Here is a 15,725-nt window from a genome sequence, read left to right on the forward strand (position 1 = left end):
TCGGCAACAATCATCTGCCATAAGGCCGGATTATCATTTGCCGCCTGCGGGTGCATCTGTGCAGCCAGATCACATCCACAAGGACACAGGACATGCTGACCCGACTGAACCACCGCCTCGACGACCCCGCCACCGCCGCGCTGATCCTGCGCGTCGCGATGGGCGTGCTGTTCCTCGCCCATGCCGGGCTGAAGATCTTCGTCTTCACCCCCGCCGGCACCGCGCAATTCTTCGCCTCGATCGGGCTGCCCGGCGCCCTGGCCTGGGTGGTGATCGCCGCCGAACTGCTGGGCGGGCTTGCGCTGATCCTCGGCTATCGGACCCGGCTGGTGGCGCTGGCGCTGGTGCCGGTGATGCTGGGCACCATCGCCTTCAGCCACGGCGCCAAGGGCTTCTTCTTCTCGAACGAGGGCGGCGGCTGGGAATATCCCGCCTTCTGGACGCTGGCGCTGATCGTGCAGGCCCTGCTGGGCAGCGGCCGCGCCGCAGTGACGCAGGACTGAGGAAAGGACATCGCCATGACCGGCATCGACCACATCGCCCTGACCGTGCGCGACCTTCCGGGCATGGCCGAATTCTACGAAACCGCGCTGGGCCTCGTCGCGATGGGCGGCGATGGCGGGACGCGGCGGCTGGGCACCGGCGGGCAGGTGCTGGTGGAACTGCGCGGCGACCGGCAGGCCCGGCCCCGCGATCCCCGCGATGCGGGACTGTTCCACACCGCCTTCCTGCTGCCCGGCCGGGCCGATCTGGGCCGCTGGCTGCGCCACGCCGCAGGCGCGGGCATCCGCCTGACCGGTGCCAGCGACCACGGCGTCAGCGAGGCACTGTACCTGGACGACCCCGAGGGCAACGGCATCGAGATCTATCGCGACCGCGATCCCGCAGACTGGACCCGCGACGGCGACCGGATCGAGATGTTCACCCGCCGGCTGGACCTGAACGATCTGGCGGCCAGCGGGACGAGCGCATGGCGCGGCATTCCCGAGGGCAGCGTGGTGGGCCATGTCCACCTGCAGGTCGGCGAATTGCCGCAAGCCGACCGGTTCTTCCGCGAGGGGCTGGGCCTTGCGCAGACCTTCGGCGGGCCGGGCGGGGCGTGGTATGGCTGGGACGGCTATCACCACCACCTCGCCGGCAACGTCTGGAACAGCCGCGGCGCCGGTCCGCGCCCCGATGGCCATGCCGGGCTGGCCGAGGTGGTGATCCGCGGCCATTCGCACGCGGGGGCCACGCTGGGCGACCCGTGGGGGACGCGGTTCCGCCTTGTCTGAGATGACGACCGCCGCCCCTTTCGACAGGGGCGGCGTTCGGCATCGTCAGCCCGCCGCGGCCATCCATGCGGCGGCAGCTTCCGGATCGGCGGGCGACAATTCGTGCCCCGCCGCGACGATCCGGGCATCCAGATCGGCGCCGGATGCGCGCAGCCAGTCGTTCAGGGCCGGCGCATGGGCGCCATAGGGATCGCGCGCCCCGGCCAGCGTCAGAACCCGGCTTCCCGACAGATCGACGCGCGGCAGATCCTCCAGCACCGCCATCGGCCGCATCAGGATGGCCCGGCGGATCAGCCCCGGCGACAGCGCCATCACCGCGCCTGCGAAATTCGCGCCGTTGGAATAGCCCAGCACGGTGATGCGCGCGGGGTCCAGCCCATAGGCCGCGACCGCGCCCTGCCAGAAGGCGGCGAAAGCCTCGGCCTCGAACCGGATGTCCTGCTGGTCGAACCTCGTCATCGACAGCCGCCGGAAGAACCGCGCCACGCCCTCTTCGGTGGACCGCCCGCGCAGCCCCAGCAGGGTGGCGCGGGGGGCAATGCGGTGGGCCAGCGGCATCAGGTCGGCCTCGTTGCCGCCGGTGCCGTGCAGCAGCAGCATCGTGCTGCCATCGGGGTCCTCGGGACGATGCAGGCGGTGGGTGAAGGGCAGGTCTCTCATCACGGTCCTTTCTGCGCCCGGACGGGCGAATTGCGGCAGGCTGACCCGCAGGTCGTCGCCCCGCGCGCCGACATGCGGCGGCATCATCAGCACCCGGCCCAGCCGGTCGGCGGGCTCGTCCACCGCCATGCCGGGGCCGTCGCTGGCAAGCTCGATCAGGCTGCCGCCCGGCTCGCGCAGGTAGAGCGAGGTGAAATAGCGCCGGTCGTGCAGCGTCGTGTCGCCCGCGAACCCGGCCAGGGCCAGCCGGTCGCGCTGTGCCGCAATCGCCACGGCATCGGGAACGCGCAGCGCGACATGGTCGATGATCCCGGTGCCCGGAATGCCCGCCACGAAGCCGCCGGCCGCGCGGATGTCCAGCACGTCGCTGTCCGACACCAGCCGGGTCACGCCGTCCTCGACCGGTCCCGCGCGAAAGCCGAACCCCTCGAGGAACGCGCCCGTCGCGGCGGGATCGCCCGACCACAGCGTGACCGAATGCAGCCGCGCGGGCGCCGCCGGCCAGCCGGGATCGGGCAGATCGCCGCCGACCAGCTTGACGATGATCCCGTCAGGGTCGCGCAGCCGCAGCACCGGCGCGCCGAATTCGCGCATCGGCCCCTCGATCCGCAGGCCGCGCTGCATGGCGCGGGTCAGCCAGTCGCCGATCCGGGCGCGCGGGATCGCCAGCGCGATCTCGGCCACCTGGCCCAGCCCGACGCGGCCCGGCGCGCCGTCCTGCCAGACGAGAAAGCTGACCAGCGAGCCGGGGCTGCCCGCCGGATCGCCATAGAACAGGTGCAACTGGTCGGCATCCTCGAAGCCCGCCGTCTGCTTGACCAGCGACAGGCCCAGAAAACCCATCCAGAAATCGACATTGGCCTGCACGTCGCGCGTGATGGCCGTCACATGGTGAAGTCCCGTCGTCATCGCGGTTCTCCTTTCGCGGCCAAGATGGCGCCGGCGGCCCGTCGCCGCCAGCCGGACCCACGATAACCCGGCGTTCGGCGGATGCGAACGCCGCGGCCCTTGCCCGTTCGGGGATTTGCGCCCAACCTGTCACGAGACCCGGCCAGCCACGAAAGGAACGCGCATGAGCTGGAACCCCGCCCTGACCCCCGGCTGCCCCGACCAGATCGGCGCCGACGCCATCGAGACGCTGATCATCCCCCGCGCCCGCGACATCGGCGGCTTCGAGGTGCGCCGCGCCCTGCCCGCCCCGCGCCGCCAGATGGTCGGGCCGTTCATCTTCTTCGACCAGGCCGGCCCGGCCGAGTTCCTGACCGGTCAGGGCATCGACGTGCGGCCACATCCCCATATCGGCCTTGGCACCGTCACCTATCTGTATCGCGGCGATTTCCACCATCGCGACAGCATCGGCAGCGACTAGATCATCCGCCCCGGCGCGCTGAACTGGATGGTGGCCGGCAAGGGGGTCACCCATTCGGAACGCACCTCGGCCGAGGCCCGCAAGGGCCCGAACAGCCTGTTCGGCATCCAGACCTGGATCGCCCTTCCCGAAAGCCACGAGGACATGGCGCCCAGTTTCGAACATCACGGCGCCGAGGCGTTGCCGCAGATCCGCGACCAGGGCATCGACGCGCGGCTGATCCTGGGCCATGCCTATGGTGCGACCGCCCCCGCGACGATGTATTCCGACACCTTCTATCTGGACGTGCGGCTGGACCCGCGCGCGCGTCTTCCGCTGCCCGATGATCACGAGGATCGCGGCATCTACATCACCGAGGGCAGCATCAGCATCGCCGGGCAGGACTATCAGGCCGGGCAGATGATGGTGTTCCGCCCCGGCGACGCGATCACCGTCGCCGCAGGCGACCGGGGCGCGCGGCTGATGGCGCTTGGCGGCGCGACGCTGAACGGGTCGCGCCACATCTGGTGGAATTTCGTCGCCTCCTCGCGCGAGCGCATCGAAGAGGCGAAACGCCAGTGGCGGGCCGAACGTTGGGGCGAGGGCATGTTCGACCTGCCCGCCGATGACCGCGGCGAGCATATTCCGCTGCCCGATTGAGGAGACAGACCATGACCGTCAAGACCCCGCAGGATGTGCGCGATTTCTGGTTTTCGGACGCGATGAAGCCCTGGTGGTTCGCGAAGTCGGACGAGATCGACCGACAGATCATCCAGCTGTTCGGGGAAACCTACGAGGCGGCGCATGGCGGCCATCTGGATCACTGGATGGGCGACCCGCAGGACGCGCTGGCGCTGGTGATCGCGCTGGACCAGTTTCCGCGAAACATGTTCCGCGGATCGGCGCGCAGTTTCGAAAGCAACGACCTGGCCCTGCGCCACGCCCGCGCCGCGCTGGATCGCGGCCACGACCGGCAGGTGGATCCTGAAGCCCGGCAGTTCTTCTACCTGCCTTTCATGCACAGCGAGGATCTGGACGACCAGGACCGCTCGGTGCGGCTTTACGAGGAACTCGGCAACGAGAATTCGCTGAAATTCGCGCGCGAGCACCGCGACATCATCGCGCGGTTCGACCGCTTTCCGCACCGCAACGCCGTGCTGGGCCGCGAGACCCGCCCCGAGGAGGCCGAGTTCCTGAAGACCCATCAGGGCTTCTAGAAGGTCGAAGGCAGATTGCCGATCCTGCGGGCAGCGACCGGACTTGCCCATAATGACAGGCATGTGCGTAAACCATTGCGTGCATTTCAGATTGCGACAACACGGGCTTGGCGATAGGTTCCGGTCAGCCCTGCGCGGGCGACCGCGCGCCTGTCGATGTCACGAGTAAAGGCCCGCGCCCGCCGGCGGGCCGCGAGGAAATGCCTGCCGTGCCCAGCGTTGTTGCGCCCAGCCCTGCCGCCCGCTGCCCCGCGTGGAGCCGCCGATGAGCGCGCATCCCCCGCAGGCGGATCTGCTTGACCCCATCGGCGGCGAGGGCTTCGCCCCGGATGCGGTGCCGCTGATCGTCGATCTCGATGGCACGCTGTGCCGCACCGACACGCTCCATGAAGGCTTGCTGGGCCTGATGGCCGACCGGCCCGGCACCGCGCTGCACCTGCCGATCTGGCTGCGCGAGGGCCGCGAGGGGTTCAAACGACACGTCGCCGACCGCCGGATCGTCGATCCCGCCGCCCTGCCCTATGACGACGACGTTCTGGCAATGATCCGCGATGCGAGGGCCGAGGGCCGGCCCGTCGCGCTGGTCTCGGCCGCCGATCACCGCCAGGTCGAGGCAGTTGCCGCGCATCTCGGCCTCTTCGATCTGGCGATCGGAACCGGCAGCCCGGTGGCCGAGGGCAATCTGCGCGGCGCCGCCAAGGCGCGATTTCTGGCCGAGAATTTCGGCGAGGGCGGGTTCGACTATGTCGGCGACAGCGCCACCGACCTGCCAGTCTGGGCCGTCGCGCGGCGGGCCTACGGGGTGCGCGCCGGGCAGGCCCTGCGAAAGGCGGCGCAGGCGCAGGGTCTGACGCTGCAGCCGGTCGGCGCCGAGACCGGCTGGCCCGTCGCGGCGCTGACCCGCGCGTGCCGTCCGCATCAATGGGCCAAGAACCTGCTGATCCTGCTGCCGGTGCTGACCGCGCAGGACATCGCGGGCCTGCCGGCGGCGCTGCTGGCGATGCTGTGCTTTTCGCTGGCGGCCTCGGCCATCTACATCGTCAACGATCTGGTCGACCTGCCTTCGGACCGCGCCCATCCGCGCAAGCGGCTGCGGCCCTTCGCCTCGGGCGCGGCCAATGCCCGGCAGGGGCTGGTCGTCGCCGCGGGCCTGCTGGTCACGACCCTGCTGATCTCGGCGGCGCTGCTGCCGCCGGCCTTCCTCGCGGTGCTGCTGGTCTACCTGCTGGCGACCTCGGCCTATTCCTTCTGGCTCAAGCGCAAGATGGTCGCCGACGTGCTGGGGCTTGCGGCGCTCTACACGCTGCGGATCGTGGCCGGCGCGGCGGCGACGGCGATCACGCTGTCGCCCTGGCTGCTGGTCTTCTCGATGTTCCTGTTCTTCGCGCTCGCCACCATCAAGCGGCAGGCCGAACTCGAGGACATGGCGCGCCGCGGCAGCGACAAGACCGCCGGGCGCAACATGCAGGCGGGCGACCTGCCCATCCTTCAGGCCATGTCGATCGGCGCGGCGCAATTGGCAGTGCTGGTCTTTGCGCTGTATTCGCAGGATGCCGAGGTGCAGACCCATTTCGGCCGGCCCGACTGGCTGCTGTTCATCTGCCCCGTGCTGTTCTTCTGGCTGGGCCGGATGCAGCTGCTGACCCGCCGCGGCTTCATGACCGACGATCCCATCGTCTTCACCCTGCGCGACCGCGTCAGCCTGCTGAGCGGGCTGGCGATGCTGCTGATCTTCGGCCTTGCCGCCATGGGGGCCAGCGCATGAGCCCGGCCCGCACCTTCTGGATCATCCTCACCATCGGCATGGGCCTGCGGCTGGCCTGGGCGGTGGCGGTGCCGGTGATGCCGATGTCGGACAGCTGGGCCTATCACCAGTTCGCCCGCAACATCGTCGATCACGGCATCTATGGCTGGACCGCCAGCGAACCGACCGCCTACTGGGCCGTCGGCACCTCGGCGGCAATCGCGTTCACCTATCTGTTCACCGACAGCTACTGGGGCGTGGTGATCCTGAACCTGCTGGCAGGCGGGCTGGCCATCGTGCTGACCCATGCGCTGGCGACGCGCTGGTTCGGCGCCACGGTGGGCCTTGCGGCCATGGCGCTCGTGGCGATCTGGCCGAACCTGATCGTCTTTACCACGATCCTGTCGAGCGAGCTGTTCTTCATCGCCCTGACCCTGGCCGGACTGTTCTTCTGGCAGCGCCCGGCGGGCCACCCGCTGGCCAACCTGATCCTGGCGGGGCTGATCTGGGGCATCGCCGGCTATGTGCGCCCGGTGATCCTGCTGGTGCCCGTCGCGCTGGCGCTGGCCGACCTGGCGCGCGGGCCGCGCGGCTTCGCCCGCACCGCGCTGGAGGCCGGGGTCGCGATGCTGCTGATCCTGCTGGTCGCGCTGCCCTGGACGATCCGCAACGACCGTGTGCTGGGCGCGCCGGTGATGGTGTCGACGAATTTCGGGCCGAACCTGTGGATGGGCAACAACCCCGACAGCCGCGGCGGCTACATGCCGCTGCCCCCCGAGGTCGAGACCATGTCCGAGATCGAGCGCGCCGAATTCCTGAAGGACAAGGCCAGGCAGTTCATGCGCGATCATCCCGGCCAGGCCCTGAAACTGGCCGCGATCAAGCTGTTCAAGCTGAACAACCGCGAGACCATCGGCGTGGTCTGGAACGGCGACGCGCTGGAACCGAGGATCGGCGGCACCGGCATGACCCTGCTGAAGCTGGTGGCCACCGGCTACTGGTATCTGGTCTTTCTGGGCGGCTTCGCCGGCATCGCCGTGCTGGTCGGCCGCGCAGGCTGGATCGCGGCCCTGTTCAACCCGCCGGTCGCCCTGTGGGGCTATTTCACCGCGCTGCACGCCGTGGTGGTGGCCGAGGATCGCTATCACATGCCCAGTTCGGCCTTCATCGCCATGATGGCGGCGCTGGCGCTGGTGGCGCTGTGGCGCCGCTGGCAGGCGCGATCCGGCCACCCGGTTGCAAGGATGGGACCCGCATGATGAGCCACTGGTTGCTGATCTTCATTGCCGCAGGCTCGAACGTGGCCCTGAATCTCTTCTTGAAGAAAGGCGGGCAAAGTCTTGACACGCATGGCTTCTTCCCGCTGATCCTTTCGATCCTCCGGTCCGGCTGGATGTGGCTTGCGGTGCTGAGCGCGGTCAGCCTGCTGTCGGCCTTCGTCGCCGCGATCCGCATCTATTCGCTGAGCCTGACCTACACCGCCGTCACCGCGCTGGCGATGGTCTGCCTGACGGTGATCGGCGCGCTGTTCCAGCAGGAGGTCATCAACCTCACCCGCGTCGCGGGGCTGGGCCTGATCGTCGCGGGGCTTGTCGTCACCGCGATGGCGGGGAACCTCGGCTGAGGCGCCCGCGCCGCCCCGGTCAGCCTGCCTGATCTTGACGCATCCCGGCGCCGCGGCATGATGGCCGCGACACTTTCCGGCATGGCGATCCGATGATCCGCGCGACCGACGACCCCCGCCCCCCCGCGCCCCCGGCCCGCCCTGGCCTTGCCGAGGCGTTTCGGGTCTGGGGCCGGATCGCCCTTCTCAGTTTCGGCGGGCCGGCCGGTCAGATCGCGGTGATGCATCGCATCCTCGTCGACGAGCGCCGCTGGCTGGGCGACGGCCGGTTCCTGCACGCGCTCAACTTCTGCATGCTGCTGCCCGGACCCGAGGCGCAGCAACTGGCGACCTATGTCGGGTGGCTTGTTCATGGCCTGCGCGGGGCGCTGATCGCCGGGCTGCTGTTCATCCTGCCCGGCCTCGTCGCGATCATGGCGCTCAGCTGGCTTTATGCGGTTCATGGCGACGCGCCGCCGGTCGCGGCGATCTTCTTCGGGATCAAGGCGGCGGTGCTGGCGATCGTGGTGCAGGCGGTGCTGCGCCTGGGCGGGCGCGCGCTGCCATCCGGCGCCTTGCGGGCGGTGGCCGCCGCGGCGTTTCTTGCGCTGCTGCTGTTCGGGGCGCCCTTCCCGCTCGTGGTGGCGGCGGCCGCACTGGCCGGCTGGGCCGGCGCGGCGGCAGGGCTGGCAGGGTTCCGGCCCCGCTTGGGCGGGCACGGCACCGGGCCGCGGCAGGTCGAGGATGCGCAGACCCTGCTGGGCCCGGACACCGCCCCACCGCCGCGGGCCGCGAGGGCCGCCCGGCACGCGGGCCTCATCGCGCTGCTGCTGTGGCTGGCGCCGGTAGCCGCGTTGTGGCTGCTGGTGCCGGACAGCATCTTCGCGCAGATCGCGCTGTTCTTCTCGAAGCTGGCGGTGCTCAGCTTTGGCGGCGCCTATGCGGTCCTTGCCTGGGTCGCGCAGGAGGCGGCGGGGCCGCTGGGCTGGCTGGCACCGGGCGAGATGCTGGACGGGCTCGGGATGGCCGAGACGACGCCGGGGCCGCTGATCATGGTGCTGCAATTCGTGGGCTTCATGGCCGCGCTGCGCGAGGCGGGCTGGGACCAGCCGCTGCTGGCCGCGACCGCGGGCGGGCTGCTGGCAAGCTGGGTGACCTTTGCCCCCTGCTTTGCCTGGATCTTCCTCGGCGCACCCGCGATCGAGGCGCTGCGCGGCCATCGCGGCCTGTCGGCCGCGCTGACGGCGGTGACCGCGGCGGTCGTCGGGGTCATCCTGAACCTCGGCCTGTGGTTCGCGCTTCACCTGATCTGGCGCGACACGATGGTTCTGTCAGCCGGTCCGCTGCGGCTAGAGATGCCGATCGCGGCCTCCTTCGACCCGGCCGCGGCCCTGCTGTCGGCGGCGGCGCTTGTGGCGATCTTCGTGCTGCGGCTTGGCATCGCGGCGGTTCTGGCGGGCGCGGGGCTCGCCGGCCTGCTGCTGCATCTGGCCGGCGCGATCTAGGCCGTCAGGCCGAAAAGCGATAGCGCGTCGTTTCGGCATAGATGCGGCCGGGGCGCAGGATGGCATCGGGGAAATTGGGCCGGTTCGGCGCGTCGGGCCAGTGCTGCGTTTCCAGCGCGATGCCGGCATGCGCGCCGTGGCTGCGGCCGTCCTGCCCGGCGACCCCGGACAGATGCGCGCCGTCGTACAGCTGCAACCCGCAGGCGGTGGTCTCGACCGTCATCGACAGCCCGTCCCGCCCGGTCAGGCGGGCCACCGGGCGCAGCGCCTGCGGGGCATCCGAGAGGCAGAAATTGTGGTCATACCCGCCATCACCGATGCCGCGCCCGGCCCGGAAGTCGAAGCGGCCACCGGCGACCGGCGCGATCTCTCCGGTGGGGATCAGGTCGTCATCGACGGGCAGGTAGCCGTCGGCCATGACCTGCAGACGATGGTCGCGCGCATCGCCGGATCCGTCGAGGTCGAAATAGCCGTGATGGGCCAGGCTGCAGGGGGTGGGGGCGTCGGTCTGGGCCAGAAGCGTCAGCCCGAGGGCGTCATCGGCCAGCGAAATCTGCGCGCCGATCCGCAGCCGCCCCGGAAAGCCCATATGCCCGTCCGGCAGTTCAAGCCGCAGCGAGACCCGGTCGCTGGCCAGCGCCTCGACATGCCACAGCATCAGGTCGCAGCCCTCGGCGCCGCCATGCAGCGTGTGGCGGGCGCGGAAATTCGCATCGGTCGCATGGTCGCGCCCGTCCAGCCGGAACCGCGCGCCGCCGATGCGGTTGGCGAAGCGTCCGACGATCGCGCCCAGATAGCGGCCGCCGGCCAGGTAATCGGCCGGCTCGGGGCAGCCCAGCACCAGCGGGTGGCCCACGCCGTCCAGCCGCAGGTCCTGCACGATGGCGCCAAGGGTCAGCACCCGCGCCGTCAGCCGTCCGCCGCGCAGGGTCACGCGCTGCACCTGACGGCCATCGGGCAGGCTGCCGCAGGGCCGCGCGATCACAGCAGGACCTGCGGCTCGGGCAGGCCGGGCGCCGGGGCGCGCACCAGCCAGGGCAGCCCCTGCGCGGGGTCGGGATCGGCGATCCCCTCGCGCGCGGTGGTCACCAGCATGTCGCGCAGATCCGCACCGCCAAGCGCGGGGCAGGAGCTGTGCAGCCCGCCGACCGCCACCTCGTCCAGCCGCCCGCCCGAGGGGTCGAAGCGGATCACCCGCCCCGCGCCCCAGCAGGCGAGGCACAGCGCGCCCTCGGCGTCGATCACCGCGCCGTCGGGGTTCAGCCCGTCGCCGCGCAGGTCCAGATAGGGCCGCGGCGCGCCCTGCGGCCAGCCCGCGGCGTCCAGATCCAGCCGCCAGACCCGGCCTTGCCGCGTGTCGGCGTAATGCGCGCTGCGGCCATCGGCGGAAAAGCAGATCGCGTTCGGGATGGTGATGCCGCTGACCAGACGGCGCAGGTCACCGCGATACCAGCGATAGATCGCGCCGCGCCCCTGCTGCGCCTGCTTGCCCATGGTGCCGAACCAGAAGCCGCCCTGCCGGTCGGCCCGCCCGTCATTCGAGCGCGTGTCGGGCTGGTCGGCCTCGACCTCTGCCAGCATCTGCAAGACGCCACGGGTCAGGTCCAGCAGCGCCAGCCCGGTCTCGGTCGCGACGATCAGCCGGTCGCGATCCACCCAGCCCGCCGCCGAGGCCATGCGGTCGAAGCGCCAGTCCAGCGGCAGGCCCGCCTCGCGCGACAGAAGCCGCCGGCCGAGGATGTCGAACCAGAAGAACTGCCCGCGCAGCGGATGCCACAGCGGCCCCTCGCCCAGGTCGCAGATGCGGTCGTCAAACGGCGTCATGGCGGATCTCCGGCTTGGGCCAGTCGTGATTGCGACAGGCGCATCAGCGCCTTCTGCAACAGGATGAAGACCAGCAGCAGGATGCCGATCACGATCTTGGTCCACCAGCTGGACAGGCTGCCGTCGAAGACGATGTAGGTCTGGATGAGGCCCATCGTCAGCACCCCCACCAGCGTGCCGAAGACATGGCCCGCCCCCCCGCTGAGCAGGGTGCCCCCGATCACCACCGCGGCGATGGCGGTCAGTTCCGTGCCGACCGTCGACAGCGAATAGCCCGAGCCGGTGTAGACCGAGAAGACGATCCCCGACAGTCCTGCCATCAGCCCCGAAAACGCATAGACCAGCATGATCGTGCGCCCCTGCCGCACCCCCATCAGCCGCGCGGTCGCCTCGCCGCCGCCAAGCGCGTAGATGCTGGCACCGAAGCGGGTCTTGTGGGCGATCACCATGCCGGCCAGCACCGCCAGCAGCATCAGCACCCCGATCAGCGTCAGCCGCCCCTTGCCGGGCATCAGCCAGTAGGCCGATTGCAGGGACTTGTAGAAGGGATGCTGGATCGGCACCGAATCGATCGACAGCATGTAGGCCGCGCCGCGCGCCAGGAACATGCCGGCCAGCGTCACGATGAAGGCCGGCATCGCCAGCCGGTCGATCAGCAGCCCCATCGCCGCGCCGAACCCGGTGGTGATCGCCAGCAGCAGCGCAAAGACCAGCAGCGGGTGCAGCGCGGTGTCGCGCAGCGTCACCGCGATGAAGACGCCCGAAAAGGCGATGACGCTGCCCACCGACAGGTCGATCCCGCCCGACAGGATCACCAGCGTCATCCCCACCGCCACGATGCCCAGATAGGCGTTGTCGGTCAGCAGGTTGCCGATCACCCGCGTGGACAGGATGTTGGGGAACTGCAGCCAGCACAGCAGCCAGGCCACCAGGAAGATGGCGATGGTGACGCCGAGCGGCAGCATCCGGGCGCGGATCATGGCCGCCCCCCGCCTGCCGCGCGGACCTCGCGGCCCAGCCTTCGGCTGTCGCGCCACAGCCGGTATCGGGCCGAGATGCGCGGCGATTGCAGCACCAGGATGACCAGCACCAGCCCCGCCTTGATGACCAGGTTGTATTCGGACGGATAGCCCGCCAGCAGGATGCCGGTGTCGATGGTCTGGATGATCAGCGCGCCGATCAGCGAGGCGGCGATGGAAAACCGCCCGCCCAGCAGCGAGTTGCCGCCGATCACCACGGCCAGGATCGCGTCCAGTTCAAGCCACAGCCCGGCGTTGTTGGCATCGGCGCCGCGGATGTCGGCCGTCACCACGATCCCGGCCAGCGCGGCACAGACGCCCGCGGCGACATAGACCGCGATCAGCAGCACCGTCGCGTTCACCCCGGCCAGCGCGCTGGCGCGGCGGTTCACGCCGATCGCCTCGACCAGCAACCCAAGCGCGCTGCGCCGCATCAGCAGCGCGACCGTGGCACCGGTCGCCAGCCACAGCCAGGCAGGCACCGGCAGCCCCAGGAGATTGCCCGAACCGAAGAAGGCAAAGCCCGGATCGGTGAAGGTCAGGATGCGCCCCTCGGTGATCAGCTGGGCAATCCCGCGCCCCATCGTCATCAGGATCAGCGTCGCCACGAAGGGCTGGATGCCGACCACCGCGACCAGCACCCCGTTCCAGAGCCCCGCAAGCCCGCCCGCGCCCAGCGCCAGCGCAAGCGCGGCTGCCAGGCCCCAGCCCGAGGCGATGGCATGGGCCGCGACCGCGCCGCAGATGGCCATGGTCGCGCCCACCGACAGGTCGATGCCGCGCGTGGCGATCACCAGCGTCATGCCCACGGCCAGAAGGGCCACGGGGGCGCCGCGCTTCAACACGTCGATCACCGGCCCGACAAGCCGCCCATCGCTGAGCGAGATGTCCAGAAACCCCGGAAACACCGCCGTCACCAGCGCGACAAGCGCCACCAGTGCGATCAGCTGCGGGGCAAGGCGTCCGATCAGGCTCATGCTGCCGCCCCGTCCAGGGCGATGGCGCGCATGATCTCGTCCCCGGTGACGCGCGGTCCCTCAAGCGCGGCGACATGGCGCCGGTCGCGCAGGACGATCACCCGGTCCGAGGCGGCCACCAGCTCGTCGATCTCGCTGCTGATCAGCAGGACCGACATGCCCGACCGCGTCAGCTTGTCGATCAGCCGCAGGATCTCGGCATGGGCGCCCACGTCGATGCCGCGCGTCGGCTCGTCCAGGATCAGGAAGCGCGGGTTCATCGCCAGCCAGCGGGCCAGCACCGCCTTTTGCTGGTTGCCGCCCGACAATTCGCCGATCGGCTTGTCGCGGCCCGAGGTGCGGATGTCGAGCCGGGCGATGTAGTCGTCGGCCAGCCGGTTCTGTTCGGCGCGCGGCAGGGGCCGGGCCCATCCGCGCCGCGCCTGAAGGCCCAGCACGATGTTCTCGCGCAGCGACAGCTCGCCGACGATGCCCTCGGTCTTGCGATCCTCAGGGGCAAAGCCGAAGCCGGCGGCGATGGCAGCGCGCGGGCTGGACAGGTCCAGCGGCCCCGCGGCGTCGCTGGCCCGCCCCGATTGCGACGGCCGGATGCCGAACATCAGTTCCGCGGTTTCGGTGCGGCCCGAGCCCAGCAACCCGGCCAGCCCGACGACCTCGCCCTGGCCGATCGCCAGGTCGAACGGTTCCAGCACGCCGCGCCGGCCGATGCCGTCAAAGCGCAGCAGTCCGGGGCGCTGCGGGCTGGTGTCCGCGCGGGCGTCGTGATGGATCCCGGCCTCCAGCGCGCGTCCCAGCATGTGTTCGATCAGCTGCATCCGGTCGAGGCCCGCGATGTGGGCGGTGACCACCTTGCGGCCGTTGCGCAGCACCGTCACGCGGTCGCAGAGATCGAAGACCTGGTCCAGGAAATGCGACACGAACACGATCCCCAGCCCGCGCGCGCGCAGGCCGCGCACCACGTCGAAGACCATCCGCACCTCGGCCGCGTCGAGGCTGGCCGTGGGTTCGTCCAGGATCAGGACCTTGCCCGACAGCGCCACCGCGCGGGCGATGGCGATGATCTGGCGGATCGCCACCGAATAGCTGCCAAGATCGCGATCCACGTCGATCTGCAGCCCGTAGGGGGCCAGCAGCGCGCGGGCCTCGGCCCGCATCGCGCGGCTGTCGATCAGCCCCCAGCGGCGCGGCTCGCGCCCGAACATCAGGTTCTGCGCGACCGTCAGATTGGCCAGCAGGTTCACCTCCTGATAGACCGTGCCGATGCCCAGTATCTGCGCCTCGCGGGTCGAGGCCGGGTCGATCCTTGCGCCGTCCAGCGTGACCGTGCCGGCGTCGCGGCGATAGGCGCCCGTCAGGCACTTGATCAGCGTCGATTTTCCGGCGCCGTTCTCGCCCAGAAGCGCATGGACCTCGCCCGCGCGCAGGTCCAGATCGACCGCGTCCAGCGCCCGCGTGCCGGGAAAGGTTTTGCTCAGCGAGCGGATCGTCAACAGCATCGCGGCCTCGCGCCTGAGGGGTGCCGGACCGCCCGCGGGGGGCGGCCCGGCCCTGCGGATCAGTAGCCCAGATCCTTGCGGGCCTCGTATTCGCCAGCCGGATCGTCGGCCTGCGTGTAGAGGCGCGAGTCGGTCTGGATGAACTTGGCCGGCATCGTGCCGTCCTTCCAGTAGGCTTCCAGCGCGTCGAAGGCGGGGCCGGCCATGTTCGGCGTCAGCTCGACCGTGGCATTGGCCTCGCCATCGGCCATCGCCTTGAAGATGTCTGGCACGGCGTCGATCGACACCACAAGGATATCCTTGCCCGGCGCCAGCCCCGCCTCCTTGATGGCCTGGATCGCGCCCACCGCCATGTCGTCGTTATGGGCGTAAAGCGCGCAGATGTCCTTGCCGCCATTCTCGGCCTGAAGAAAGCTTTCCATCACCTCCTTGCCCTGCGCGCGGGTGAAATCGCCGGTCTGGCTGCGCACGATCTGAAGGTTGGCGTGGTCCTTGATGGCATTTTCGAAGCCGGTCTTGCGATCGATCGCCGGGCTTGACCCGGTGGTGCCCTGCAACTCGACGATCCGGCAATCCTTGCCCGCCACCGTCTCGGCCAGCCACGTGCCGGCCACCTCGCCCTCATGCACGAGGTTCGAGCCGACGGCCGTCAGGTACATGTCGTCCGAACTGTCCACCTGACGGTCCAGCAGCACCACCGGGATCTCGGCCTCCTTTGCCTCTTCCAGCACCGAATCCCAGCCCGTCGCCACGACCGGCGCCAGCAGGATGGCATCGACGCCCTGGGCGATGAAGGACCGGATCGCGGCGATCTGGTTTTCCTGCTTCTGCTGCGCGTCCGAGAATTGCAGCTGGTAGCCGCGTTCCTTGGCCTGGGTCTGGGTCAGCGTCGTTTCCGCCGCGCGCCAGCCCGATTCCGAGCCGATCTGCGAAAAGCCGATGGTCTGGCCCTCGGCCAGCGCGGCGGTGGCGGTCATCGCCAGCGCGGCGACGGTTGTCATCAGGGTTCTCGTGGTCATCTTGTCCTCCCTTGGGTTTCATGACCGTGCACTGTCTTT

The 15,725-nt window shown here is 70.0% G+C and carries 14 protein-coding genes and 1 pseudogene; 8 read left to right on the forward strand and 7 right to left on the reverse strand.

Features of this window, described 5'->3' with window-relative positions; genetic code table 11:
- The first annotated feature begins 92 nt into the window (after window positions 1-92).
- Complete coding sequence (locus tag Q5Y72_RS01920; protein WP_305961722.1) at window positions 93-503, forward strand: DoxX family protein; 411 nt, start codon at window positions 93-95, stop codon at window positions 501-503.
- A 15-nt stretch (window positions 504-518) separates the two neighbouring features.
- The gene (locus tag Q5Y72_RS01925) at window positions 519-1,274 is read left to right on the forward strand and encodes a VOC family protein (RefSeq protein ID WP_305961723.1); all 756 of its coding nucleotides are present in this window, start codon (window positions 519-521) and stop codon (window positions 1,272-1,274) included.
- A 45-nt stretch (window positions 1,275-1,319) separates the two neighbouring features.
- Here Q5Y72_RS01925 and Q5Y72_RS01930 read toward each other — a convergent pair whose 3' ends face one another.
- A complete protein-coding gene (locus Q5Y72_RS01930) occupies window positions 1,320-2,843 on the reverse strand; it encodes a VOC family protein (RefSeq protein WP_305961724.1) in 1,524 nt (507 codons plus the stop codon).
- 163 nt (window positions 2,844-3,006) lie between these two features.
- Between Q5Y72_RS01930 and Q5Y72_RS01935 the strand changes: the two are divergent.
- From Q5Y72_RS01935 to chrA, 6 genes and pseudogenes are all read left to right on the forward strand, one after another.
- Window positions 3,007-3,942: pseudogene (locus Q5Y72_RS01935) on the forward strand (pirin family protein).
- Between the two features lie 11 nt (window positions 3,943-3,953).
- Window positions 3,954-4,499 (forward strand): DUF924 family protein, encoded by a 546-nt coding sequence (locus tag Q5Y72_RS01940; RefSeq protein WP_305961725.1) that lies wholly within the window; start codon window positions 3,954-3,956, stop codon window positions 4,497-4,499.
- A gap of 265 nt (window positions 4,500-4,764) precedes the next feature.
- Window positions 4,765-6,264: a UbiA family prenyltransferase gene (locus tag Q5Y72_RS01945; RefSeq protein WP_305961726.1), complete on the forward strand. Its 1,500-nt coding sequence runs from the start codon at window positions 4,765-4,767 to the stop codon at window positions 6,262-6,264.
- Window positions 6,261-7,502: an ArnT family glycosyltransferase gene (locus Q5Y72_RS01950; protein WP_305961727.1), complete on the forward strand. Its 1,242-nt coding sequence runs from the start codon at window positions 6,261-6,263 to the stop codon at window positions 7,500-7,502. Before Q5Y72_RS01945 ends, Q5Y72_RS01950 begins: the two co-directional genes overlap by 4 nt.
- Complete coding sequence (locus tag Q5Y72_RS01955) at window positions 7,502-7,867, forward strand: DMT family transporter (protein ID WP_305961728.1); 366 nt, start codon at window positions 7,502-7,504, stop codon at window positions 7,865-7,867. Before Q5Y72_RS01950 ends, Q5Y72_RS01955 begins: the two co-directional genes overlap by 1 nt.
- Window positions 7,868-7,959: 92 nt before the next feature.
- On the forward strand, window positions 7,960-9,351 hold the full coding sequence (gene chrA / locus Q5Y72_RS01960) for a chromate efflux transporter (protein ID WP_305961729.1): 1,392 nt from the start codon (window positions 7,960-7,962) through the stop codon (window positions 9,349-9,351).
- Window positions 9,352-9,355: 4 nt separating this feature from the next.
- Here the strand turns inward: chrA and Q5Y72_RS01965 are convergent, their stop codons facing one another.
- Genes Q5Y72_RS01965 through ytfQ form a run of 6 tightly spaced genes read right to left on the reverse strand, consistent with a single transcriptional unit; the run spans window position 9,356 to window position 15,686 of the window.
- Entirely contained in the window at window positions 9,356-10,336 is a 981-nt protein-coding gene (locus Q5Y72_RS01965) for an aldose epimerase family protein (RefSeq protein WP_371930732.1), read from the reverse strand.
- Window positions 10,333-11,175, reverse strand: coding sequence for an SMP-30/gluconolactonase/LRE family protein (locus Q5Y72_RS01970; protein WP_305961730.1), 843 nt, complete (start codon window positions 11,173-11,175; stop codon window positions 10,333-10,335). The genes Q5Y72_RS01965 and Q5Y72_RS01970 overlap by 4 nt, the downstream gene beginning before the upstream one ends.
- Window positions 11,172-12,155: a galactofuranose ABC transporter, permease protein YjfF gene (yjfF, locus tag Q5Y72_RS01975; RefSeq protein ID WP_305961731.1), complete on the reverse strand. Its 984-nt coding sequence runs from the start codon at window positions 12,153-12,155 to the stop codon at window positions 11,172-11,174. Before yjfF ends, Q5Y72_RS01970 begins: the two co-directional genes overlap by 4 nt.
- On the reverse strand, window positions 12,152-13,171 hold the full coding sequence (locus tag Q5Y72_RS01980; protein ID WP_305961732.1) for an ABC transporter permease: 1,020 nt from the start codon (window positions 13,169-13,171) through the stop codon (window positions 12,152-12,154). Before Q5Y72_RS01980 ends, yjfF begins: the two co-directional genes overlap by 4 nt.
- The gene (locus Q5Y72_RS01985) at window positions 13,168-14,667 is read right to left on the reverse strand and encodes a sugar ABC transporter ATP-binding protein (protein ID WP_305961733.1); all 1,500 of its coding nucleotides are present in this window, start codon (window positions 14,665-14,667) and stop codon (window positions 13,168-13,170) included. The genes Q5Y72_RS01980 and Q5Y72_RS01985 overlap by 4 nt, the downstream gene beginning before the upstream one ends.
- Window positions 14,668-14,726: 59 nt before the next feature.
- Window positions 14,727-15,686, reverse strand: a complete 960-nt coding sequence (gene ytfQ, locus Q5Y72_RS01990; RefSeq protein WP_305961734.1) for a galactofuranose ABC transporter, galactofuranose-binding protein YtfQ — start codon at window positions 15,684-15,686, stop codon at window positions 14,727-14,729.
- Window positions 15,687-15,725 lie beyond the last annotated feature (39 nt).

This window comes from Paracoccus spongiarum, from assembly GCF_030732095.1.
In the GTDB taxonomy this organism is placed as follows: domain Bacteria; phylum Pseudomonadota; class Alphaproteobacteria; order Rhodobacterales; family Rhodobacteraceae; genus Paracoccus; species Paracoccus spongiarum.

Bases quoted from the DNA above. Each gene is read 5' to 3' on its own strand.
- Q5Y72_RS01970 (WP_305961730.1), bottom strand. From the start codon at position 11,175: ATGACGCCGTTTGACGACCGCATCTGCGACCTGGGCGAGGGGCCGCTG.
- Q5Y72_RS01940 (WP_305961725.1), top strand. From the start codon at position 3,954: ATGACCGTCAAGACCCCGCAGGATGTGCGCGATTTCTGGTTTTCGGAC.
- Q5Y72_RS01985 (WP_305961733.1), bottom strand. From the start codon at position 14,667: ATGCTGTTGACGATCCGCTCGCTGAGCAAAACCTTTCCCGGCACGCGG.
- yjfF (WP_305961731.1), bottom strand. From the start codon at position 12,155: ATGATCCGCGCCCGGATGCTGCCGCTCGGCGTCACCATCGCCATCTTC.
- Q5Y72_RS01950 (WP_305961727.1), top strand. From the start codon at position 6,261: ATGAGCCCGGCCCGCACCTTCTGGATCATCCTCACCATCGGCATGGGC.
- Q5Y72_RS01920 (WP_305961722.1), top strand. From the start codon at position 93: ATGCTGACCCGACTGAACCACCGCCTCGACGACCCCGCCACCGCCGCG.
- ytfQ (WP_305961734.1), bottom strand. From the start codon at position 15,686: ATGACCACGAGAACCCTGATGACAACCGTCGCCGCGCTGGCGATGACC.
- Q5Y72_RS01945 (WP_305961726.1), top strand. From the start codon at position 4,765: ATGAGCGCGCATCCCCCGCAGGCGGATCTGCTTGACCCCATCGGCGGC.
- chrA (WP_305961729.1), top strand. From the start codon at position 7,960: ATGATCCGCGCGACCGACGACCCCCGCCCCCCCGCGCCCCCGGCCCGC.
- Q5Y72_RS01980 (WP_305961732.1), bottom strand. From the start codon at position 13,171: ATGAGCCTGATCGGACGCCTTGCCCCGCAGCTGATCGCACTGGTGGCG.
- Q5Y72_RS01930 (WP_305961724.1), bottom strand. From the start codon at position 2,843: ATGACGACGGGACTTCACCATGTGACGGCCATCACGCGCGACGTGCAG.
- Q5Y72_RS01955 (WP_305961728.1), top strand. From the start codon at position 7,502: ATGAGCCACTGGTTGCTGATCTTCATTGCCGCAGGCTCGAACGTGGCC.
- Q5Y72_RS01925 (WP_305961723.1), top strand. From the start codon at position 519: ATGACCGGCATCGACCACATCGCCCTGACCGTGCGCGACCTTCCGGGC.